The 21,632-nt window shown below is 61.6% G+C and carries 20 protein-coding genes; 6 read left to right on the forward strand and 14 right to left on the reverse strand.

The features are described from left to right. Positions 1–71: 71 nt before the first annotated feature. The gene (locus V1289_RS36795; protein WP_334403587.1) at positions 72–1,418 is read left to right on the forward strand and encodes an 8-oxoguanine deaminase; all 1,347 of its coding nucleotides are present in this window, start codon (positions 72–74) and stop codon (positions 1,416–1,418) included. Positions 1,419–1,589: 171 nt separating this feature from the next. On the opposite strand, the gene V1289_RS36800 is transcribed toward V1289_RS36795, so the two are convergent. The 4 genes from V1289_RS36800 to V1289_RS36815 form a co-directional block, all read right to left on the reverse strand. Continuing rightward, positions 1,590–2,669 carry a BMP family ABC transporter substrate-binding protein gene (locus tag V1289_RS36800; RefSeq protein ID WP_334403589.1) on the reverse strand — a complete coding sequence of 360 codons (1,080 nt, stop codon included), beginning with the start codon at positions 2,667–2,669 and terminating at the stop codon, positions 1,590–1,592. A gap of 78 nt (positions 2,670–2,747) precedes the next feature. Next, positions 2,748–3,665, reverse strand: a complete 918-nt coding sequence (locus V1289_RS36805) for an ABC transporter permease (protein WP_334403591.1) — start codon at positions 3,663–3,665, stop codon at positions 2,748–2,750. After that, positions 3,665–4,744 (reverse strand): ABC transporter permease, encoded by a 1,080-nt coding sequence (locus tag V1289_RS36810; RefSeq protein ID WP_334403593.1) that lies wholly within the window; start codon positions 4,742–4,744, stop codon positions 3,665–3,667. The genes V1289_RS36805 and V1289_RS36810 overlap by 1 nt, the downstream gene beginning before the upstream one ends. After that, on the reverse strand, positions 4,728–6,299 hold the full coding sequence (locus tag V1289_RS36815) for an ABC transporter ATP-binding protein (RefSeq protein WP_334403595.1): 1,572 nt from the start codon (positions 6,297–6,299) through the stop codon (positions 4,728–4,730). Before V1289_RS36815 ends, V1289_RS36810 begins: the two co-directional genes overlap by 17 nt. A 553-nt stretch (positions 6,300–6,852) precedes the next feature. Here V1289_RS36815 and V1289_RS36820 point away from each other — a divergent pair. Beyond that, positions 6,853–7,962: a hypothetical protein gene (locus V1289_RS36820; protein ID WP_334403597.1), complete on the forward strand. Its 1,110-nt coding sequence runs from the start codon at positions 6,853–6,855 to the stop codon at positions 7,960–7,962. A 248-nt stretch (positions 7,963–8,210) separates the two neighbouring features. Here the strand turns inward: V1289_RS36820 and V1289_RS36825 are convergent, their stop codons facing one another. The 6 genes from V1289_RS36825 to V1289_RS36850 form a co-directional block, all read right to left on the reverse strand. Then, on the reverse strand, positions 8,211–8,711 hold the full coding sequence (locus tag V1289_RS36825) for a nucleoside deaminase (protein WP_334403599.1): 501 nt from the start codon (positions 8,709–8,711) through the stop codon (positions 8,211–8,213). A 73-nt stretch (positions 8,712–8,784) separates the two neighbouring features. Beyond that, complete coding sequence (locus tag V1289_RS36830) at positions 8,785–10,317, reverse strand: ABC transporter ATP-binding protein (RefSeq protein ID WP_334403601.1); 1,533 nt, start codon at positions 10,315–10,317, stop codon at positions 8,785–8,787. Then, positions 10,314–10,997 (reverse strand): biuret amidohydrolase, encoded by a 684-nt coding sequence (gene biuH, locus V1289_RS36835; RefSeq protein WP_334403603.1) that lies wholly within the window; start codon positions 10,995–10,997, stop codon positions 10,314–10,316. The genes V1289_RS36830 and biuH overlap by 4 nt, the downstream gene beginning before the upstream one ends. A 22-nt stretch (positions 10,998–11,019) precedes the next feature. Further along, positions 11,020–11,946, reverse strand: coding sequence for an ABC transporter permease (locus V1289_RS36840; protein WP_334403605.1), 927 nt, complete (start codon positions 11,944–11,946; stop codon positions 11,020–11,022). 1 nt (position 11,947) lies between these two features. Next, positions 11,948–13,057 carry an ABC transporter permease gene (locus tag V1289_RS36845; protein ID WP_334403606.1) on the reverse strand — a complete coding sequence of 370 codons (1,110 nt, stop codon included), beginning with the start codon at positions 13,055–13,057 and terminating at the stop codon, positions 11,948–11,950. Further along, the gene (locus V1289_RS36850) at positions 13,054–14,163 is read right to left on the reverse strand and encodes a BMP family ABC transporter substrate-binding protein (protein ID WP_334403608.1); all 1,110 of its coding nucleotides are present in this window, start codon (positions 14,161–14,163) and stop codon (positions 13,054–13,056) included. The genes V1289_RS36845 and V1289_RS36850 overlap by 4 nt, the downstream gene beginning before the upstream one ends. A 423-nt stretch (positions 14,164–14,586) precedes the next feature. Here V1289_RS36850 and V1289_RS36855 point away from each other — a divergent pair, with 423 nt between their 5' ends. Continuing rightward, positions 14,587–15,855, forward strand: a complete 1,269-nt coding sequence (locus V1289_RS36855) for an allantoate amidohydrolase (protein WP_334403610.1) — start codon at positions 14,587–14,589, stop codon at positions 15,853–15,855. Positions 15,856–16,010: 155 nt separating this feature from the next. Here the strand turns inward: V1289_RS36855 and V1289_RS50030 are convergent, their stop codons facing one another. The 4 genes from V1289_RS50030 to V1289_RS36870 all read right to left on the reverse strand — a co-directional run bounded on the left by V1289_RS50030 (position 16,011) and on the right by V1289_RS36870 (position 19,095). Beyond that, positions 16,011–16,295 (reverse strand): HNH endonuclease family protein, encoded by a 285-nt coding sequence (locus V1289_RS50030; protein ID WP_442896219.1) that lies wholly within the window; start codon positions 16,293–16,295, stop codon positions 16,011–16,013. Next, positions 16,292–17,509, reverse strand: coding sequence for an IS256 family transposase (locus V1289_RS36860; RefSeq protein ID WP_334407198.1), 1,218 nt, complete (start codon positions 17,507–17,509; stop codon positions 16,292–16,294). The genes V1289_RS50030 and V1289_RS36860 overlap by 4 nt, the downstream gene beginning before the upstream one ends. Positions 17,510–17,635: 126 nt before the next feature. After that, the gene (locus V1289_RS36865; protein WP_334403612.1) at positions 17,636–18,859 is read right to left on the reverse strand and encodes an HNH endonuclease family protein; all 1,224 of its coding nucleotides are present in this window, start codon (positions 18,857–18,859) and stop codon (positions 17,636–17,638) included. After that, positions 18,856–19,095 carry a hypothetical protein gene (locus tag V1289_RS36870; RefSeq protein WP_334403614.1) on the reverse strand — a complete coding sequence of 80 codons (240 nt, stop codon included), beginning with the start codon at positions 19,093–19,095 and terminating at the stop codon, positions 18,856–18,858. The genes V1289_RS36865 and V1289_RS36870 overlap by 4 nt, the downstream gene beginning before the upstream one ends. A 202-nt stretch (positions 19,096–19,297) precedes the next feature. On the opposite strand from V1289_RS36870, the gene V1289_RS36875 reads away from it, so the two are divergent. From V1289_RS36875 to V1289_RS36885, 3 genes are all read left to right on the forward strand, one after another. Then, the gene (locus V1289_RS36875; RefSeq protein WP_334403616.1) at positions 19,298–19,558 is read left to right on the forward strand and encodes a BrnT family toxin; all 261 of its coding nucleotides are present in this window, start codon (positions 19,298–19,300) and stop codon (positions 19,556–19,558) included. Beyond that, the gene (locus V1289_RS36880) at positions 19,545–19,841 is read left to right on the forward strand and encodes a BrnA antitoxin family protein (RefSeq protein ID WP_334403618.1); all 297 of its coding nucleotides are present in this window, start codon (positions 19,545–19,547) and stop codon (positions 19,839–19,841) included. Before V1289_RS36875 ends, V1289_RS36880 begins: the two co-directional genes overlap by 14 nt. 364 nt (positions 19,842–20,205) lie before the next feature. Continuing rightward, positions 20,206–21,576: a hypothetical protein gene (locus V1289_RS36885; RefSeq protein ID WP_334403620.1), complete on the forward strand. Its 1,371-nt coding sequence runs from the start codon at positions 20,206–20,208 to the stop codon at positions 21,574–21,576. Positions 21,577–21,632: the final 56 nt, after the last annotated feature.

A 21,632-nucleotide genomic window follows, 5' to 3' on the forward strand; every position in this document is an offset into this window, starting at 1 on the left:
ATTGCAGGGACGGTTAAGCTGATCGTTCCGCCATTCGGTATCCCAAGGAAAATTTGAGGAAAGTTTGGAGCATGGACCCCACGCGGGCAATCTGGATCAAGGATCCCCTGAGCATCCTCGCCGATGGAGCGGAACGCGGCATTGTCGTCCAGAACGGCAGGATCGTCGAACTGGTGCCGAAAGGCGACCAGCCCAGCACACCGGCGGTGTTCTTCGAGGCCGGCGATCATGTGGTGCTGCCGGGGCTGATCAACACCCACCATCATTTCTACCAGACGCTGACGCGGGCGCTGCCGGCGGCGCTGGATCGTGAGCTGTTTCCATGGTTACAGGCGCTCTATCCGGTCTGGGCGCGGCTGACGCCTGATGCCCTCGATCTCGGCGTCACCGTCGCGATGTCGGAATTGCTGCTGTCGGGCTGCACCACCACCACCGATCATCATTACGTTTTTCCGGCCGGGCTCGAGGACGCCGTCGATATCGAAGTCGCCGCCGCAAAACGGCTCGGCATTCGCGTGCTGCTGACGCGGGGCTCGATGAACCGCTCGCAGCGCGACGGCGGCCTGCCGCCCGACAGCGTGGTACAGGACCAAGACACGATCCTGGCCGACAGCGCGCGCGTGGTCGCCAGGCATCATCAGCGTGGCGCGGACGCCATGGTGCAGATCGCGCTGGCGCCATGTTCGCCGTTCTCGGTGACGACCTCGCTGATGCGCGCGACCGCAGACCTTGCCGACAAGCTCGATGTCCGCCTGCATACCCATCTGGCGGAAACCGAGGACGAGAACAAATTCTGCGAGCAGATGCACGGCTGCCGGCCGCTGGATTACCTCGAGCAATGCGGCTGGCTCAACGCGCGGACCTGGCTGGCGCATGGCATCCACTTCAACGCCTACGAGATGAAACGGCTGGGCAAGGCCAGGACCGCCATCAGCCACTGCGCCTGCAGCAACCAGCTGCTGGCCTCCGGCTGCTGTCCGGTCTGCGAGATGGAAGAGGCCGGCGTTTCGATCGGGCTCGGCGTCGACGGCTCGGCTTCGAACGATGGATCCAATCTGATGCAGGAGGTGCGCGCCGCGTTCCTGCTGCAGCGGGCGCGCTACGGCGTCGGCCGCATCAGCCACAAGGACGCGCTGCGCTGGGCCACCAAGGGCTCGGCCGCTTGCGTCGGCCGTCCCGAACTGGGCGAGATCGCGGTCGGGAAGGCCGCCGATCTGGCGCTGTTCAAGCTCGACGAATTGCGTTTCTCCGGCCACGGTGACCCCCTCGCCGCGCTGGTGCTGTGCGGCGCGCATCGCGCCGACCGGGTGATGGTTGGCGGCAACTGGGTGGTGATGGACGGCGCGATCCCCGGGCTTGATGTGCCCGACCTGATCCGCCGCCACAGCGCCGCGGCGCATGCGATGCAGGTGGGCTAAGGTCAAATGTCTGTCCCTCATGGTGAGGAGGCGCGCTTGCGCCGTCTCGAACCATGAGGCCCGTGGCCCATCCTTCGAGACGCCGCTTCGCGGCTCCTCAGGATGAGGTTAGGGATAGCAAAAAAGTCCGGGCGTTGCCGCCCGGACCCGATTCGCTCGATCGCGCCGGCCTTACTTGCCGGGAATCTTGTCGTCGATGCCCTTGACGTAGAAGTTCATGCCGAGCACCTGACCATCGTCGAGATGGGTGCCGCCCTTGCACTCGACTTCCTTGCCGTCCTGGCCCACCACCGGACATTTGAACGGGAACAGCTTGCCGTCGATGATCGCGGTTTCGGTATCCATCGCCAGTTTCTTCACGTCGTCGGGCATGTTGGTGTAGGGCGCCATGACGACCATTTTCGATTTCAACCCGCCCCAGGTGTCTTCCGAGGTCCACTTGCCGTCGAGTTCGGCCTTGACCCGGTCGATGTAGTAGGGCGCCCAGTTGTCCATGATCGAGGTCAGCTGCGTCTTCGGTCCGAACTTGATCATTTCGGAATCCTGGCCGAACGCCAGCTTGCCGCGCTCGGAGGCGATCTGCATTGCCGCCGGACTGTCGGTGTGCTGCATGATCACGTCGGCGCCCTGGTCGAGCAGCGCCTTGGCGGCGTCGGCTTCCTTGCCGGGATCGAACCAGGTGTTCGCCCAGATGATCTTGACCTTGATGTTGGGATTGACGGTCTGGGCGCCAAGGATGGTGGCGTTGATGCCCATCACGACTTCCGGGATCGGGAACGAACCGATGTAGCCCAGCACGCCGGATTTCGACATCTTGCCGGCGATAACGCCCTGAATGTAGCGGCCCTCGTAGAACCGGCCGTTATAGATCGACATGTTCTTGTCGCGCTTGAAGCCGGTGGCGTGCTCGAAATGCACGTTGGGATATTTCTTGGCCACCTTCAGCGTCGGATCCATGTAGCCGAACGAGGTGGTGAAGATCAGTTTGTTGCCGGCGCGCACCAGCTGTTCGATGGAGCGCTCGGCATCGGGACCCTCGCTGACGTTTTCGAGATAGGTGGTCTCGATCTTGTCGCCGAATTCCTTGACCAGTGCCTGGCGCGCAAGGTCATGCTGGTAGGTCCAGCCGAAATCGCCGACCGGACCAAGATAGATGAAGCCGACTTTGAGCTTTTCGGCGGCGGAAGCGCCGAACATGCTTGCTCCGGCGGTGAGCATCACTGCGGTCGCCGCAATGAGAATTTTTCTCATGGATATCTCCGGTTTACTTAAGGGGTTGACTGTCACTCCCGATGCGCCCGCGCCCCATCGCGCGCGCTTCGGTATGTTTTATCGATCGGGCACGAACACCGTCCCCAGCGCAGCAGGCGCGGTCGAGCCGCCGGTCCGCGCGCGCGAAATCAGGACGAGAACGATCACGGTCGCAAGATACGGCAACGCCGACATGAATTGCGAGGGTATGCCGACGCCCCAGCCCTGGGCATGCAGCTGCAGGATGGTGACGGCGCCGAACAGATAAGCGCCGACCACGAGGCGGCCCGGCCGCCATGACGCAAACACCACGAGCGCCAGCGCGATCCAGCCGCGCCCGGCGGTCATGCCCGGAATGAAGAACGGCGTATAGGCCAGCGGCAGATAGGCGCCGGCGAGGCCTGCGCAGGCGCCGCCGAACATCACCGCGAACATCCTTATTTTGAGTACCGGATATCCCAGCGCATGCGCCGAAACATGATTGTCGCCGACCGCCCGCAACACCAGTCCGGCGCGGGTCCGATACAGAAACAGCCAGACGGAGACGACCAGCGCCAGCGAGAGATAGACGAAGGCGTCCTCGCCGAACAGGATGCGGCCGACCAGCGGGATATCGGTCAGGACGGGAATGTGAAGATGCGGCGCGGGGGTAATCCGCTCGCCGACGAAGCCGGCGCCGATCAGGCCAGACAGCCCGATGCCGAGGATGGTGAGCGCAAGACCGGTCGCGACCTGATTGACGGCAAGGCCCAGCGTCATCATGGCAAAGACCAGCGACAGCAAGGTGCCCGCGACAATGCCGCAGAGCGCGCCGACGATGATTGAACCGGTGAGCCAGGCGCCGCCGAAGCCGCAGGCCGCACCGACGATCATCATGCCCTCGACGCCGAGGTTGAGGACGCCGGCGCGCTCGGTCACGAGTTCGCCGGTCGCCGCCAGCAATAGCGGCGTGGAAGCCGCCAGCACCGCCAGAATGATGGCTTCAATGATCTCCATCAGGCCACCTGTCGCGACGCGAAAATGAGCCGGAATCGGTAGAGAATGAGGGAATCGCAGGCGAGCACGTAGAACAGCAGGATGCCCTGAAAGACCTTGGTGACGTCCAACGGGATTTTCATTGCGATCTGGGCCTGCTCGCCGCCGATGAAGGTAAGTGCGAGGAAGAGTCCTGCAATTAATATTCCAATCGGGTTCAGCCGCCCGAGGAAGGCGACGATGATCGCAGTGAAGCCGTAACCTGGCGAGATGCCCGGCTGCAGATGTCCGACGGGACCGGCGACCTCGATGATCCCGGCCATCCCGGCCAGCGCGCCCGAGATTGCGAAGGTCAGGAGGATCAACTGGTTGGAGTCGAAACCGCCGAAGCGCGCCGCGCGCGGTGCGGCGCCGACGACACGGATTTCGAAGCCTTTGATGGTCTTGCCGAGCAGCACCGCTCCGGCGGCGACCACGACGAGCGCGATGATGGCGCCGAGATGCAGCCGGCCGCCCTCGATCAGCACGGGAACGGTCGCGACCGGATCGAATTCGGCCGTGGTCGGGAAGTTGAAGCCGGCCGGATCGCGCCACGGACCACGGACCAGATAATCCAGAAACAGATCGGCGACATAGACCAGCATCAGGCTGGTGAGGATTTCGCTGGCGCCGAATTTGATCTTGCACAGCGCCGGGATCAGGGCATAGAGCGCGCCGGCCGCAGCCCCCAGCAGCAGCATCGCCGGCAGCACCCAAGGGCCGGCGCCGGTGCCTTGCGTCTTCACCGCGAGCCAGCTTGCGGCCACAGCACCAATCAGGAACTGGCCTTCGGCGCCGATGTTCCAGGCATTGGCGAGGTAGCAGAGCGATAGACCAATGGCGATCATCACCAGCGGCGTCGCCTTCACCGCGATCTCCTGCAGCGAATAGCTGTCGGTCAGGGGATCGATGAAGTAGACGCCAAGCGCCGAAATCGGATTCTTGCCGAGGATCGCAAACAGGATGCTCATGGTCGCGAGCGTCAGGCCGATGGCGATCAGCGGCGAGACCAGCGCGATCGTGTTGGAGCGCTCGGCGCGTTTCTCAAGCACCAACTGCATGCGCGGCCTCCTTCGGCTCGAGGCTGCTTCCACCCATCAGGAGACCGAGTTTCTCGCGGCTGGCGTCGGCCGTCTTGAGCGGCTCCGACAGATGGCCGTGGAACATGACGGCGATCCGGTCGGTGATCTCGGCAAGCTCGTCGAGATCCTGGCTCGTCACCAGGACGGCGGCGCCGGCGGCGGCGAGATCGAGCAGCGCCTGCCGGATCACGGCGGCGGCGCCGGCGTCGACGCCCCAGGTTGGCTGACTGACGACGAGCACGGCCGGATTGCGGAGGATTTCGCGGCCGACGATGAATTTCTGCAAATTGCCGCCGGACAGGCTCGCGGCTTCCGGGTCGCGCTTGGCCTTGCGGACATCAAAAGCCTCGGTCGCGCGATCGACCGTCTTCAGGGTCGCGGCGGTGTTGACGAAGCCGTGCTGTACCATGCCGCTGGCGGCGTGGCCGGTCAGCAGCGCATTTTCCGAGAGCTTCATCCGCGGCGCGGTGCCGTGGCCGAGCCGCTCTTCCGGCACGAAGGCGGCGCCGAGCTTGCGGCGCTTGGTGATCGAGAGATGCCCCGCGGCGATACCCTCGATCACCACCGTGCCCGGGTCCTTCGCCAGCCGCTCGCCGGAAAGGGCGGCGAAAAGCTCGTCCTGGCCGTTGCCGGCGACACCGGCGATGCCCAGGATTTCGCCACCCTTGAGCTCGAACGTGATGTGTTCGAGCCTCACACCATGCGGATCGTCGGGCTCCAGGCTGAGGTCGTTGACGACAAGGCGCGGCACGGTGGTTTTCCGGCTCGCCGGCGCCTTCACTTGCTTGATGTCGGCTCCGACCATCATGCGCGCCAGTGAGGCCGCGGTCTCCGCCCTGGGATTGCAGGTCGAGACCTTCTTGCCGCCGCGCAGGATGGTGGCGGTGTCGCACAGCCGCTTCACTTCCTCGAGTTTGTGGCTGATGTAGAGGATCGCGCGTCCCTCGGCCTTGAGACGGTCGAGCACGACGAAGAGTTGATCGGCCTCCTGCGGGGTCAGCACCGCGGTCGGCTCATCGAGGATCAGGAACTTCGGATTCTGCATCAGCGCGCGCACGATTTCGATGCGCTGCCGCTCGCCGACCGAGAGCTGCCAGACCTCGCGCCTGGGATCGAGCGGAAGCCCGTAAACATTGGATACTTGCTCGAGGCGGGCCGACATGTCCTTGAAGGATTCCTTGCCGTCGAGCCCAAGCGCCACGTTTTCGGCGACGGTGAGATTGTCGAACAGCGAAAAATGCTGGAACACCATGCCGATGCCGCGTGCGCGGGCTTCCGACGGTCCGGACAGAACCATCTTCTCGCCCTGCCAGCGCATCTCGCCGTCGCTCGGCTGGATCAGTCCATAGACGGTTTTGACCAGCGTCGATTTTCCGGCGCCGTTCTCGCCGAGCAAGGCGTGGATCTGCTGCGGCCAGATGTCGATGTCGATGTTTTCATTGGCGAGGAAATCGCCATAACGCTTGGTCAGGCCGATCGTCTGGAGCAGCGGCGTGGCACCAGTGTGCAGCGCGGCAGGCGTCGAATCTAACATCCGGTGTCACGCGTATCAGGAGTGAATGCCTCAATACTGTGCTAGTTTGGACGCCTGCGTAAGTAGGGAAAAAGCGCCAGCCCTTGCCCAACTCTTTGGCAGGCGAGGACAATGTGATTCTGGGCAGGCTAGCTGACCGTTAGCTGCCTTTCCTTAGTAGCGCGCTGCAGCAAACGCCGGGCCGCCTGTTGCAAGATTGTGACGGTGGGGACAAATCGGAATCGCGAAGGCGCGGCTGACGCGAAGTTGAGCAGGATTGTTCGTCCTGTGTACGATCGCGTTTTTTGCGCCGGGCGCGCTGCTTGCACTGAGCCCAATGGTCGCCGAAATCCAACAAAAATAGGCATAAGTGGAACTTTCGATCTCCACTTAGGGTTGCTTCACCGCACATCCGATTCCGCCAATGTTCGCGAAAACCGCTGCAGCGCAGCGCGTTCTTGATGAAACTTACGCCATGCCATGGAGAAAGTTGAGGCTTCTCACTTCATGCGAACGGCGCAAGGGTCGCCGCCAAGGGCCTCGATCATCGATCGTCAACTTGGGGGTATTTAGGATGTCTCGTCTACGTAGAACATTGGCAGCTGCGGCGCTGTCGCTTTCCACACTCATTCCGGCGGGCTTTGCCAGCGCCGCCGACTTGCCGGTCAAGGCCAAGGCGAAGCCGGTCGCCGACCTCCCGTTTTTCCTGGTGATCGACGACCGGGTGTCGTACTCGTGGATGCCCAAGGGTACCGATCCCGGCTTGTGGTCGGTGCGTCCGAACGGCTCGATCGACGGTACGACCGCCAAGTCGGTCTATTCGTTCACCCATTTCGACCTTTGGGCCTACGGCACCAACTTCTTCACCATCTCGATGTTCAAGTCGGGCCACAACGATCCCGCCAATCCCTGCACCGCACCGGGCGTGAACATCTTCGGCACCCCATCGGACTGCGCTGGCGCAACGGAAATCTACGGCCTGTTCCGCTCGACCTTCGGCTTCAACGAAATCTTCAACACCCATGCCTTCACCATGGGACCGCTGCATAACGTCTCGTTCGAAGTCGGTATGGATGCCAACACCGAAAACAACTTCCTGGCTCCGGCCAAGCGCGACGTCGTCGCCGGTCTGCAGTTCGCCTTCGATCTGCCCTACAAGGGCTACTTCAACGTCGCTCCGTTGGTGTACTGGGAATTCCTCAACCACAACGCATTCACCCAATGCGGCCTGTTCGGTCCCGGCATTGCCGGACTGACCTGCAACTCGGACGGCAACGTCCAGTACAATGCGACATGGGCGGTCGAGACCAATTACTACATGGATCTGGGCTTCCTGCCCGAGAACATGCAGTTCTGGTCGATCAGCGGCCGCGCGGCCTGGTATGGGCCGAAAGGGGATTCCAACAACCTTCCCTTCCTTTCAGGTCCCGGCCGGTTCAGCACCGCCTCGAAGACCGAATTCAACAGCGAACCGATCCGTCTGACGTTTGACGCCAGCAAGGCCTTCATCGGCCCGAAATACTCTCACTTCGTCGACCTCTGGGTTGCCTATCGCTACTGGCAGAACAAGTTCGGCCTCGACCACAATGCGATGCCCGGCGTCTGCACGGTTGCGGCAACCGGTCAAAGCACCAACTCCTGCACCGAATCGACCGTCTATGGCGGCGTGACGGTGAAGTTCTAACCGCCTGATCGTTCTCCAGGTGAAAAGCGATGGCGCCGCGATGTTCCCCGCGGCGCCATTTTTCTTGGGTGATTTGAGGCGTATTCCGCGGCCTCATGGTTCTCCCGGCGATGCGAAGCATCGTCCGGAGACGCGCGGCATTGCCGCGCCCCTCATCATGAGGGTCTAAGACCTCATCCTGAGGAGCATCGCACAGCGATGCGTCTCGAAGGATGAAGCCAGCGAACCGGGAAATGCGTATTTGAGCGCTATTTGTTCCAGACGCCGCGGTGCGGTGCCGCCGCTTCGTCCTCGAGCAGGGGCCCGACCACTTCGGTCGGTCGCTGCCCGCTCTTGAAGACGTCCCGGCACGGCAGATCGAGGGTCGGATTTTCCGGGTGATTGCCGGTCAGGTCCCGCAGCCGGTGTTCGCTCAAACCGTACACCAGCCGGCCGATGCCGGCCCAGTAGATCGCGCCCGCACACATCGCGCAGGGCTCGGCGGACGAGTACAGCGTCGCTCCCTTGAGCACGTCCGGACTGAGCGTCGTGCAGGCCTGCGTCGCCAGCAGGCGCTCAGCGTGCGCGGTACCGTCATGGGCGGGCATATAGCCGTTCTCGGTCTCGATCAGCACGTTGCGGTTCTGATCGACGAGAATGGCGCCGAAGGGATGGTTGCCGTGGCTGATGGCGCGGCGGGCGACGTCGAATGATCGCCGCAGGAAGAGTTCGTCGAGTTGTGACGGGCTCAGATCCGAAATGTTTTTCATTGCCGCTCCTGCGCTCGCGCCATCATGCAGGCGGCAGCTGCGGCAGGCAAGCAAGCGGATTCAAACGGGCGGATCAATGTCCCGCCATGTGCCGACCGACCTCGGTGAGATCGGCTTCGCTGGTGCGCGCTTCATGGACGAATTCGCCGTGGAACATCACCACAAGCCGGTCCGAGAGTTCGAGCAATTCATCGAGGTCTTCGCTGACCAAAAGCACCGCCGCCCCCCGGTTGCGCGCGGCCATGATCTCGGCATGGATCTGCGCCACCGCGGCGAAATCGAGCCCAAAGCAGGGATTGGCGGCGATCAGCACCTCGACCTCGCCGCCGAGTTCGCGCGCCAGCACCGCGCGTTGCACGTTGCCGCCCGACAGCGCCGAGATCGGCGTATCCGGCGTGCGGGTCTTGATCTTGTAGAGCCCGATCTTGCGTTCGGCGTCCTCGCGAAAGGCCGCGCGGTTGAGCCACCAGCCGCCGCTGGCAAACGGCGCGCGGTCGAATTCACGGAACGCGATGTTGTCGGCGACGCTCATGCCGCCGACGCAGGCGTTCTTCAGGGGTTCCTCGGGCAGCAGCGACATCTTGTGACGGCGCATCTCCTCGCGGCTGGCGTGATAGACGTCGCCGATCACGCGGATCTCACCGCTCTCGGCTTCGCGCTGACCGGCGAGCACCTCGACGAGCTGCCGCTGACCGTTGCCGGACACGCCGGCGATGCCGACGATTTCGCCGCCGCGAACGGCAAGCGAAACATTGTGAACCGCAACCGCGCCGGCGTCGTCCAGCGCGTTCAGCCTGTCAAGCTCGAGCCGCGCCGCACCGACTTGTCCGACGCGGGCCGGCTGAACCGTCAGCTCTTCGGCGCCGATCATCATGCGGGCCATGCTGTCGGGCGTGAGATCGCTGACCTTGCCATTGCCCGCCAGCTTGCCGCGGCGAAGGATCGTGACCTCGTCGGCGAACGCCATCACCTCGCGGAATTTGTGCGTGATCATCAGGATGGTCAGGCCGCCATGGACGACCATGTCGCGCAACATGCCCAGCACTTCGTCGGCTTCGCCGGGCGTCAGCACCGAGGTCGGCTCGTCCAGAATGAGAAAGCGCCGCTTGAGGTAAAGCTGCTTGAGGATTTCGCATTTCTGGCGCTCGCCGGCGGAAATATCCGACACCCTGGCGTTCAGCGGCACCTTGAATGGCATGCGGGCGAGAAACGCCTCGAGTTCCTTCTTTTCCTTCGACCAGTTGACGACCGCAGGCACGTCGTCGCGCGCCAGCACCAGGTTCTCGGCCACCGTCATCGCCGGCACCAGCGTGAAATGCTGGTAGACCATGCCAAGCCCCAGCGCGTGGGCGTCCTTGGGGTTGGCGATCGCCTGTTCGCGGCCGCCGACCAGGACGTCGCCTTCGGTCGGGTGGTAATAGCCCATGATGCATTTCACCAGCGTGCTTTTTCCCGCGCCGTTCTCGCCGAGCAGCGCGTGGAACGAGCCGGGCCGCACCTTGAGCTGAACATTGTCGAGCGCGATGAAATCGCCGAACCGCATGGTCATGGCGACGGCATCGACGCCAAGCGCACCACTGGGCAGCGGCGTTTCGCCGATGATCATGACAGGGCTCCGATCAGCGCGGTGGATGTCGCGACCGCGCCGAACACGCCGCCCTGCATTTTGATCATCTTCAGCGCATGCTCGTGATTGCTCTTGTCGGTGGCCGCACAGCAATCCTCGATCAGCACGCATTCAAAGCCGCGGTCGTTGGCCTCGCGCATCGTGGTGTGGACGCAGACGTCGGTGGTGATGCCGGTCAGCACGATGTTCTCGATGCCGCGCAGCCGCAGCATCAATTCAAGGTCGGTGGCGCAGAACGAGCCCTTGCCGGGCTTGTCGATGATCGGCTCGCCCGGCAGCGGCGCCAGGTCGGGAATGATCTCCCAGCCGGCCTCGCCGCGCACCAGCACCCGGCCGCAGGGGCCGGGATCGCCGATCCCGGCGCCGATCTGCCGCGAGCGCCACTGCTTGTTGGCGGGCAGGTCGGTGAGGTCGGGGCGGTGGCCTTCGCGGGTATGAATGATGTGAAAACCCTGCGCGCGCATCACCGCGAGCAGTTTCTTGATCGGCTCGATCGGCGCGCGGGTCAGCGAGAGATCGTAGCCCATCTTGTCGACATAGCCGCCGACACCGCAGAAGTCGGTCTGCATGTCGATGATGATCAGCGCGGTGTTTTCCGGACGCAGGTCGCCGTTATAGGGCCAGGCATAGGGCTCGGACTTCAGATAGCGCTCGGGCATGGCTGGTTCTCGCTCATCGGTATCAGCGGGTGATCGACAGTTCGGCCGGCGCGCCGGTCAGCGTGCGCTTCGGCGAGCAAGTGATGATCATGATCGCCAGGGTCAGGATGTAGGGCGCGGCATTGAACAGATGGTAGCCGGAGGTGACGCCGACCGATTGCAGCGCCGGTCCCAGGGCTGCGGCGCCGCCGAAGGCCAGCGACGCCCACATGCACAGCATCGGGTCCCAGCGCGCGAAGATCACCAGCGCCACCGCGGTGACGCCCTGTCCGGAGGAGAGGCCTTCGTTCCAGCTGCCGGGATAGAACAGCGACAGGAACGAACCGCCGATCCCGGCCAGAAAACCGCCGACCATGGTCGCGCGCAGCCGGATTGCAAGGACGGAATATCCCATGGCGCGCGCGGCATCCGAACTCTCGCCGGCGGTGCGGATCAGCAGGCCCCAGCGCGTGGTGCGGAATGCCCAATATAAAATCGGCGCCAGCGCAATGCCGATCAGGAACAATACGTTGATCCGCAGCGCCGCGCGAACCTGCGCGATATCGCTCCACCAGCCGAAATCGATCGCGGGCAGCCGCGCCGCGGTCGGTTCGATCAGCGGCTTGCCGAGATAGAATGCGAGCCCGGTGCCGAACAGCATCAGCGCGATGCCGACGGCGATGTCGTTGACCCGCGGCAGTGAGCAAATTCCGGCATGGAGGGCGCCGAGCAGCGAGCCTGTCACGCCGGCGGCGAGCACGCCGAGCCAGGGCGATCCGGTGAGATAGGAGATGCCATAGGCGCTCATCGCGCCCATCACCAGCGTGCCTTCGAGGCCGAGATTGATCCGGCCCGAGCGCTCGGTGATGCACTCGCCGAGGCTGACGAACAGGAATGGCGTGGAGACGCGGATCGCGCCGCCGAATACGGCGAGCGGCACCGTCCAAAGTCCGATCGTTCCATCCGCCATGTCAGGACTTTCCTTTCAGGAAGCCGATGCGTCCATACACCGCGTCGCTGGCGAGCACGAAGACGAAGATGATCCCCTGCAGCACCAGCACGGAAGCATCCGGCAGGCCGAGCCGGCGCTGCAACAGGCCGCCGCTGGCGCTGATGCCGCCAAGCAGGATGGCGACGGGAATGACGGCCAGCGGATTTTGCCGCGCCAGGAAGGCGACGAGGATGCCGGTAAAGCCGTAGCCGGCGGCGAGGTTGGCGTTGGTGCGGCCCTGGACGGCTGCGACTTCGACCATGCCCGCCAGGCCGGCGCATGCGCCCGCCAGAAAGCAAATCGTCAGGATCAGTTTGCTGACGCCCAACCCCACGATCTTGGCGGCGCGGATGTTGCCGCCGGCGACGCGCGCGGCAAAGCCGAACACGGTGTGATCGATCAGGATGTAGGATGCGACGGCGGCGATCACGCCGAACACCAGGCCCCAATGCACGTCGGTGCCGGGAATGCTGCCGATCATGTTGGCGGCGCCGATCTCGCGCGTCGACGGTTTGTTGAGGCTGGCGGGGTCGCGCATCATGCCCTCGACCAGATGGTTGAGGATCGCGAGCGCGATATAGACCAGCAGCAGGCTGGAAATCGTTTCATTGACGCCGCGGTATTGCCGCAGGCCCCCTGACAGCATGATCCAGAGGCCGCCGCCGATCATTCCGGCGCAAACCATCGCAATTTGCACCACCAGCGGCGGCGCCCATGGCATCGCCAGCGCGGCGCTGGTAGCGGCGAGCGCGCCGATCAGGAGCGCGCCTTCGCCGCCGATAATCACCATACCCAGTTGCGCCGGCAGCGCTGTGCACAGCGCGGTCAGGATCAGAGGTGCGGCGCGGGTCAAGGTGTTCTGCCAGGAGAACCAGGTGCCGAACGCGCCCTGGTACATGTAGAAATAGAGGTCGAGCGGGCTCTTGCCGAACAGGGCCACGAAGATTCCGAATACGCCGAGCGCGCCAAGCAGCGCCGCGCCCGGAATCAGGATGTATTCGATGGTCACGCCGTAGCGCTGGAGGAAGCCGGAATCGGCGGCCGGAGCTATTCCGGTCGCCTCCGCTGGATCCGCCGTGTCTGTTGTCACGAAGTCGCCCCGATCACGCCTTCGACCAGATAGTCCATCTTCTCGAGTTCAGGATCCTTCTGGCCGCGATCGGTGCCCGCGGTGATCACGGCCTTGCCCTTGTTGTCCATGATCGGGCCCTTGAAGATGGTGTACGTGCCGGCCATGAGCTGGGCCTTGATGTCGTCGGCGTGCGTGCGGGCTTCCGCCGAGACCGCCTCGCCGTAGGGCGAGCATTTGACGATCTCTTCCTTCAGGCCGCCGCGATAGAAGTTCGGGATGGCCTCGCCGGCGGCGATCATCTTGACGAATTTCGGATACAGCGCTTCCCAGTTCCACTCCGCACCGGTGAGATAGGCTTTTGGCGCCAGCGGCGACTGGTTGACGTGATAGCCGCAGACCATGGCGCCGCGGCGCGCGGCGTTCTCGACCATGGTCTTGGGACCGTCGACGTGACAGGTCAGGACATCGACGCCCTGGTCGATCAGGCTGTTGGTGGCTTCGGCTTCCTTGACCGGCATCGACCAGTCCCCCGTGAAGATCACCTGCGTGGTGGCCTTGGGGTTTGCAAGTTTCGCGCCGAGCGTGAAGGCGTTGATGTTGCGCAGCACCTGCGGGATCGGTTTCGCCGCGACAAAGCCGAGCTTGCCGCTCTTGGTGGAGTAGCCGGCAACGATCCCGGAAATATACTGGGCCTCGTCGATATAACCGAAATAGCTGCCGGCATTCTTGGGATCCTTGTCGCTCCACAACCCGCCGCAATGTTCGAAGTGGAGTTTTGGAAACTTGTTGGCCATCTTGATCATGTGCGGATTGTAGTAGCCGAACGATGTCGGGAAGATCAGCGAGGCGCCGTCGAGGTTGATCATCGACTCGATGGTCTTCTCGACCGCGTCGGTCTCGGGGACCTTTTCTTCCTCGATCACCTTGAGGCCGGGCATTTTTTTCAGCGCCGCCGCACCCTGCGCGTGGGCCTGGTTGTAGCCGTAGTCGTCGCGCGACCCGACATAGATGAAGCCGATCGTGCTATCGGCCGCCGCAGCCGGGCGTGCGCCGAAAGCCGTGCCCAGCGTCAGCGCCGCACTTCCCTGCAACAAATGCCGTCGTGAAATCCTGCTGAAATCCATGTGCCTGCTCCCTCTCGGCGGATGACCCGCCACCAATTTCGCAGCCGCGCCGACACGGCGGAGCTTAAGGGGACGTCGCAAGCTTCGTGCCAGAGCACCTTTGATGAGCATATTTAAGTAACTATTTGAAATAACAACATTATATATAGGTAGGCGCCACCGTTCAAAGTTTGTGCAGAAGCCTGCTGGCCTAATTTATGGGCATCATTTTATCATTGTATGCAAGGCAGTTAAGCAGTTCTTGGCTCCGGCCGGGGCTCCGGATGCCTGCACAAGGCGGGGATTGGTTATTTGTCGGCTGCCCAAGCGGATCGGGGCTGCTACCAGTAAAAATGTCCGGACGATGGTTGCATCTCCTCCGCTGGCATTGAACTTGTATCGATCAAGAAAGCGCGGATCGGCGCGGCGCTGCACTGGAAAAGCATGAGCAAGACAGAGGCGGCAGCTGCCGGGACGGGACGATCATCGCTTGGCGACGAAATCGTCGAGCGGATCAATCAGCTCGGGGCCATTTCCGAGACGCCGGAACATCGGGCGCGGATATTCCTGACGCCCGAGCATCGCACGGCTGCCGATCTCATCCTGTCCTGGATGCGCGGCGCGGGCATGAGCGCGCATCTCGACGCGATCGGGAATGTCTGCGGCCGCTATGAAGGCGAGCGGCCGGGCCTGCCGTGCCTGATGCTGGGCTCGCACTACGACACCGTGCGCGATGCCGGCAAATGGGACGGGCCGCTCGGATTGATCACGGCGATCTCATGCGTCGCCGATCTGTACAAGAGAGAGCGGCGGCTGCCGTTCGCGATCGAGGTCGTGGGCTTTGCCGACGAGGAGGGGGTGCGGTTCGCCTCGACGCTGCTCGGCAGCCGGGCGGTCGCCGGAACGTTCGTCGAAAGCGTGCTCAATAGCCGCGACCATGCCGGCATCTCGATGCGCGAGGCGATGGTGCAGTTCGGCCTCGACCCCGACCATATCGGCGCCGCCGCCCGCGCGCGCCGCGAACTGCATGCCTATGTCGAACTGCACATCGAACAGGGACCGGTGCTGGAACAGAACAATCTGCCGGTCGGCGTGGTCACCGCGATTGCTGGCGCGACGCGGCTGGCCGCGCACCTGACCGGGATGGCCGGCCACGCCGGCACCGTGCCGATGGCGCTGCGGCGCGACGCGCTGGCGGGAGCATCCGAGTGCATCGTCGCGATCGAGGAGTTTTGCAAGACCGGCGAGGATGGGCTCGTCGGCACCGTCGGCTATATCGATGCGATGCCCGGTGCGACCAATGTGATTCCGGGCCGGGTCAATTTTACCATCGACATCCGCGCCCCGACCGATGCGCACCGCAAACTCGCCGTCGCCGATATCGTGCGGCGGATCGAAGCGATTGCAAAGCGCCGCAATCTGGCGCTGCAGGTCGACGTCACCCACGAGAACCGCACCGTGCCGTGCGCGCCGTGGCTGAAGGGGCAAGTCGCGGAAGCCGTTGCAGCCGAAGGCTATCCGGTATTTGAATTGCCGAGCGGAGCCGGGCATGACGGCATGGCGATGATCGATATCGCCGACGTCGCCATGATCTTCGTGCGCTGCCGCGGCGGCATCAGCCACCATCCCGACGAGCATGTCGAACTGGCCGACGCCGACGCCGGCGCGCGGGTGTTGTTGCGATTGATCGACAATTTTCGGCCGCGGGAGTGACCGACAGGCGTTCCCCGCTGCGCAGCACGAAGTGGTGCGCTGCTGACCCGGGGTCCATCGGACGCTGGTGGGTCGAGCCGCTTGCAAGCTGCACCGCGTCCGGGACACGAACTACGAAGTCGTAAGCCAAGGCATTAGCCGCAAATCAGTCCGTATCATGTCACACTTGGAATGATTCTCGGCCATGCAACAATAGCTCTATTGGACAATTCCTCGGAGCGAGAGGTTAGCTCAGTCTCTGTCCATTGACTCCGTTCTGCGATCCATTTGTTTAGCTCATAATTGCTGTTGGCGAGAAGCGTGCGCTTCTTCTCGAATGGGGAATTTGAGAGTTCACTATTGTACCCGGAGAGGGTCAAGTTGCCGAGCCTGGTGCCGTCGGAGCAGTGGTTGGAATTGGGCGTGGCGCATTCTCCGGGAACATGAGGGTATCGTTTCAGGCTGCGAGGTCAATCGGCTGATTGCCAGGCTTTACGGCGAGCGTCTGCCATCCATCGACCTTGCGCATGTTGATCTGTCCAGAGGCGAGCAGCGCCCAGAACAACATGGCTGCGGTGTCTGCTGACGGCAGCACGGTTTGCGTCTTGATTCTTCGCTTGAACTCTTCGTGCAGCCGCTCGATTGCATTGGTGGTGCGCACGCTGCGCCATTGGCTCGGCGGCAGGCGCGTGAAGGTGAACAAGCGTTCTCCTGCCTCCTCCAGGCTGTCGGCGACGGCGCGATGCTTGAGCCTCCATTTGCGGATGAAGGCTTTGCGGCGCGCTTCGATCTCCTCAGGCGTCGTCGCGTAGATCATGTCGTTGTAATCAGCGGTGATCTCGTCATGCAGCCGCTCTGGGGCATGTGCGAACAGGTTCCTGTGCTTGTGGACCGTGCAGCGCTGGACCGGCACGCCGTCCCAGACGGAGGCGATGGCCTTGTCGAGCCCCGGCGCGCCATCGACGATGAGGAATTCCGGACGCCGCAGCCCGCGATTGATGAGGTCAGCAAGGACAGTGCGCCAGGCCTCGGCGCTCTCGCCGCCCATGCTCTTGATCGCGAGCAGCACCTTCTGGCCGTCCTCGCGCACGCCGAGAACGACCAGCAGCGAGATGGAGGTCGCCTTGCGGTCGAGCCGCACGCGCACCACGGTGCCGTCGAGGATCAGGCGCACGATCGGCTCTCCAGTCAGCGAGCGGGTGTGCCAGGCGTCCCAGTCGCTCTTCACCTTGCGCCAGGTCCGGCTCACCGTGTCCTTGCCGACCGTCCCGCCGAACAAGGCCGCGAGCGCGCGACGCACCCGCCGCGTGTTGGTGCCAGCGAGATACGTGCTCGCGATCAGCGCGTCGGCGGCCAGTGTGCGCCGCTGATAGGCCCGCAGCGTCTGGCTCTTCCATTCGGTCGTCTTGCCATCGGCAGTGGTCAGACGGGCGCGCGGCACCGCGATCTCGATCGGTCCGAACGTGCCGGTCAGCGATCGCGTCCGGCTGCCGTGGCGGTGGCCCGCAACGCTCGCTCTTCCTTCGTTGCCGGACATCGGGATGCGCCCGTAACGTGGCCGCGAAAGTGCCGCCTCGAGCTCGCCGCGGAGCAGTTCTTCGATGAACTCACGCGATCGAGCCCGCACTTCGGCCTCAAGCGGATCAAACCAATTGTCGAAAAGATCGCCGGCCATATCGGCCGCAGGCTGCAAAGAATCAGGCTTCGTGGTAGTGCTCGTCATGGCGTGGTCTCCAGTCCGACGCTTCAACGCCGGATGATTCGAGGTTGATCACCCCGGAGACTACGCCACACTCAATTCCTACCAACCCCGCGACGGCACCCCGAGCCTGTCTATCCATTTCTCATGAACGAGCTCGACATCGGGGCCGACGTCCAGTTTCCACTTTTCGCTTAATGTTTGAGGCATGACGTGCTCTATTGTAGCTGACTCGAACGTCGTGCGCTCTTTGTGTCCATAGCCGAGTTCGATTGTCTCCAAAACGAATTTGCAACGGTCGAGCGGGTTAGCGTATGCACGATACCGTTGGAGTGATTCGCTAAATTCTTCGTCTTTAGGCCATCGCCTGCCACTACTGCCTGCTGAGAGCGTCGTCACTAACCAAGTGGGGACGTCCGTTGTCGGAATTTCTTTGATAATCGAGATGAAGATCCGCTTAAGCTGATTAGTGGGCACGCCACAAACTGCTCGCCTAACAACAAACGACTCGAGACATTTCAGGCAAGACAGAACATCAACAGAGCTGATGTTATGTCCCGCATTTAGTGCGAGCAAGCTTAAGATAAACGTATTAGCTGTTGAAACTTCCCATCTTCTCAGTCTTGACAGCATTGACGCTACTAAGTCATTCGGCGCGGATGTTAAGCCAACAATTTGGGCATACAGCAGCGACATTCGCTGCATGGTCCTTAGTTCCTCGGCCACATCATCTTCGTCGCTATCTTGCAGTCTTTTTTTCAAGACTGAGTATATGGCTGATTTTGATACCTCTTCGCCGGACTGCATCAAATATTGTCTCATAAACTCGGTGAGATGATCACCAAGCAGGCTCTGCATAGGGAGCCAAGCCTCTTCATATACTTGCAACTGATTGTTGCTCGGAATCCGAAGCAGGAGATAATTTCGGATCAAATCTGCTTGTGTGAGCGGCGCGCCTTTGGCGTTGAGGCTTTCAAAAATCAGGTAGGGATCGTCTGTGTCGCCAAGATGAATGGCGACGACGGTTAGACGAGATTGAACGACTTCAAACAAACCATCAAAATCGATAACGATGCCATCCGAGTCCTCCCCAGCGAGTTGTTTTCGAAAGAAATCGAAGGCCTCCGAGAACCTCGTTTTCAAGGTCAGCCTTTGTTCAATCAGGTCTTGAAAAGCGGACTTGTCCAACTGTGTCGGGAGCAGTTTGAAATAATCAAGACCCTCGTCATACTCGTTCACCAGAAAACTTGTTAGCTTTCGATATTTCTGACTAGTCGGATCAGTGAGCGATCGAAGAGCGCAAATCAGAATTGAAATAGTCGTCAAACGCTGCTGGCCATCGATGACAAGATATTTCGAGACGCCAACTGGAACGGAACGCGCTGGGCTGTGACAATTGCGCCAGTAAAATGAGAGGCAACAATATCCTCATTTCTGCGCTCATATTGCTCTAACAAGTCGGTCCACAATACTTCCCATTCGCGCGGTCCCCACTCATAGGGGGCTGGAAAAGCGGCACGAGTAGTTGTTTTGAACCGTTGAAAAATTCGATAATTGGACAAGGCCGAGCCTCCATAATAACTCCTCTGCCGGCTGTTGTGCACGATTATAAATTCCTAAAGCAGTGGTGAACAGCAAGTTGTACAGGTCATCTAGACAAGCGTCAAAAGCGAGCCTTGGTTTTGAATTGCGAAACATGGGGATTTTTATGTTGTAGCTACAAAATATCTTGACGGGAGGATAAATTGTAGCTACAAAACAACGATGAAAATCGTTTGGGACGAACCGAAGCGGCTCGCCAACCTCGAAAAGCACGGACTGGATTTCGCTGATCTAAACGAGACGTTTTTCGATAACGCGGTAGTCATCCCTTCGCACAACAAGAGCAGGCGCTGGATCGCGGTCGGCGTGAACATTCGGGGTGTTGTCGTCGTTGTATTCGCCCGGCTGGGGCGTGAGGGCGTAAGCATCATCAGCATACGGCCGGCAAGTCGAAATGAAAGGAAACTCTATGCCGAACGCTAGAAAAAAGGCGGCCTACAGCAAGAAGGACCTGCGCGAAGTTGGCGACAATCCGGAGCTGACAAAGGCGGATTTCGCCAAGGCCCGGCCATTTGCTGAAGTCTTTCCTGATCTGAGCGCATCTATTCGAAAGGGACGAGGCCCGAACAAGTTGCCGACAAAAAAGCTTGTCTCGTTACGCCTCAGCCCCGAGGTGATCGAGCATTTCAAATCGACCGGGTCGGGCTGGCAATCGCGGATCGATGAGACCTTGCGCAAGGCGGTAAAGCGCAAGGCTTCGGCTTGATCCAGGCGCGCCGGGCCGGACCGTCTAGAGCCCGTGGGTTGAGCGAAGCGAAACCCCATCGCCTTCAAACACGATGAGTTTCGCTTTGCTCTACCCACCGAGCGGCGTTATGGATTGCTTCGCTTCGCTCGCAATGACGATGTGGTGAGAGCGGCGCGACAAGTTGACCCGACGGGCAAATCAGCAAAAACTTGTCCAGCCCTTCTTCAAAAAATATTCCGCTTTCGCCGTCGGGTGGGGCGGCGAAAGGCCGATGATCGATTTGGTCCAAAGCACGACACCGCGAGCAAGCAGAGAGACGAATCAAGGCAGTTTGGGTACTAACTGAGAGCCTCCGCCACACGAACATCATTCATCAGGGCATATGAACAGCGATATTTCGTTTCCATCGCATCGCGAATGCCGGTTTTACCAGGGGCTCGCTGCCACCTGGGTCGCCAACGCCATCCAGGCGGTGAATTTTCTCGGTGATCGATTCCTGAGAAAGACCCATGGCCTGTCGTCGGCCATCGATGACCTGTACCGGCACGCGATGAACTCTGCGTTTTCCGCAACCGAGTCGTTTCTCGTCACCGGGGCGCCGCACGCAACCGCCTATTATCCCCGGGACTTCGCCTGGTTCTATCCCGATGTTCTCGATCCCGAGACCATTATGGATTCCGAGGACGCCGTCCGGCGGGTTCGCTTGCTCGAAAAAAGTGTCCGGCTGATGCTGGAGGCCGTTCGCGCCGATGTCGTCACCACGACTCTCATCCCGGCGGGACGCGATCGGTATCTTGGCGTCAATTATTTCTCGCGGCCTTCGGATACGCTGTTGGGCATCCTGGCAGGCCTGGAACAGATTGTCTGCGCGGACCAGAGGCCGTCTTCCTATCTGGTGATGTCACAGGGCGCGCATGCCGGCCGCTTGCTGCTTGCTGAGTATCGTGAGGATTTGAAAAGGGCGATACTGCAACTCGCGAAATCGCTGGAGCCGTTCGATGATGGCGGCGTCAGGTACTTGCTTTGTGACGTGACCGCGCCTCGTTCCGCGGCAACCGACACCCGCGCCGAACGCAGGCGGTTCGTCACCAACGCCTGTGTCTACACGACTTTCCTGCGCGGCATTCAACTCGGGGTGATTGACCAGGCCGAGCTGGAGCAGCAGTTCGGGCGCGAGTTATCACAACATAAGAAGGAGCTTCTCCTTCTGTTCGGCAAGCATGGCTATATCAGGCATGCGCTGCAGTCCCCGAGCGTACCGCCAGCGTCTGCCATCGCCTTGGATTTCGTCAATGTGCACCGCGGATTTTGGGATTTGAGCGACGCGAGCGAGCGCGCTTTATTCGCAGCCACGACCGATCTGGTGCTCGCTGAACCCCGGTTTCGTATACCAAGTACGTCTCACTTCCTGGTATCCGTGGATAACCCGCAGAACAAGATGATCCACAAGATTGCAGCTCCAGCCTACCAGGGACGTTCCTCCTGGCCGACGTTCAATGTCGAATTCGCGGATCGCATGCTGGACTACGATGATTTCGCGGGAGTCGATACGTACCGGTCTCATGCCCGGGAGATATTGAACGACATTCGAACCGCCACCGAGACGCATGGCGGATATCAGGAACTCTTGTCCGAAACAGGTCTCAAATACCGGACATGGGCCTATCGGGGAGCGGTTGCGCACTCCTGGTTTCCTCGCTTCCTTTCGGTCTGGCGAAGGGCATTCGGAACCCCGCTGCTCAAATGGAACTAGGGATTTATCAAATCGATTCCTGCATTGCAGGTGCCATTGCTCATCGTTTTGAAAGC

The sequence above is a fragment of the Bradyrhizobium sp. AZCC 2289 genome (assembly GCF_036924615.1).
GTDB lineage: Bacteria > Pseudomonadota > Alphaproteobacteria > Rhizobiales > Xanthobacteraceae > Bradyrhizobium.

Bases quoted from the DNA above. Each gene is read 5' to 3' on its own strand.
- V1289_RS36795 (WP_334403587.1), top strand. From the start codon at position 72: ATGGACCCCACGCGGGCAATCTGGATCAAGGATCCCCTGAGCATCCTC.
- V1289_RS36800 (WP_334403589.1), bottom strand. From the start codon at position 2,669: ATGAGAAAAATTCTCATTGCGGCGACCGCAGTGATGCTCACCGCCGGA.
- V1289_RS36805 (WP_334403591.1), bottom strand. From the start codon at position 3,665: ATGGAGATCATTGAAGCCATCATTCTGGCGGTGCTGGCGGCTTCCACG.
- V1289_RS36810 (WP_334403593.1), bottom strand. From the start codon at position 4,744: ATGCAGTTGGTGCTTGAGAAACGCGCCGAGCGCTCCAACACGATCGCG.
- V1289_RS36815 (WP_334403595.1), bottom strand. From the start codon at position 6,299: ATGTTAGATTCGACGCCTGCCGCGCTGCACACTGGTGCCACGCCGCTG.
- V1289_RS36820 (WP_334403597.1), top strand. From the start codon at position 6,853: ATGTCTCGTCTACGTAGAACATTGGCAGCTGCGGCGCTGTCGCTTTCC.
- V1289_RS36825 (WP_334403599.1), bottom strand. From the start codon at position 8,711: ATGAAAAACATTTCGGATCTGAGCCCGTCACAACTCGACGAACTCTTC.
- V1289_RS36830 (WP_334403601.1), bottom strand. From the start codon at position 10,317: ATGATCATCGGCGAAACGCCGCTGCCCAGTGGTGCGCTTGGCGTCGAT.
- biuH (WP_334403603.1), bottom strand. From the start codon at position 10,997: ATGCCCGAGCGCTATCTGAAGTCCGAGCCCTATGCCTGGCCCTATAAC.
- V1289_RS36840 (WP_334403605.1), bottom strand. From the start codon at position 11,946: ATGGCGGATGGAACGATCGGACTTTGGACGGTGCCGCTCGCCGTATTC.
- V1289_RS36850 (WP_334403608.1), bottom strand. From the start codon at position 14,163: ATGGATTTCAGCAGGATTTCACGACGGCATTTGTTGCAGGGAAGTGCG.
- V1289_RS36855 (WP_334403610.1), top strand. From the start codon at position 14,587: ATGAGCAAGACAGAGGCGGCAGCTGCCGGGACGGGACGATCATCGCTT.
- V1289_RS36860 (WP_334407198.1), bottom strand. From the start codon at position 17,509: ATGGCCGGCGATCTTTTCGACAATTGGTTTGATCCGCTTGAGGCCGAA.
- V1289_RS36875 (WP_334403616.1), top strand. From the start codon at position 19,298: ATGAAAATCGTTTGGGACGAACCGAAGCGGCTCGCCAACCTCGAAAAG.
- V1289_RS36880 (WP_334403618.1), top strand. From the start codon at position 19,545: ATGCCGAACGCTAGAAAAAAGGCGGCCTACAGCAAGAAGGACCTGCGC.
- V1289_RS36885 (WP_334403620.1), top strand. From the start codon at position 20,206: ATGAACAGCGATATTTCGTTTCCATCGCATCGCGAATGCCGGTTTTAC.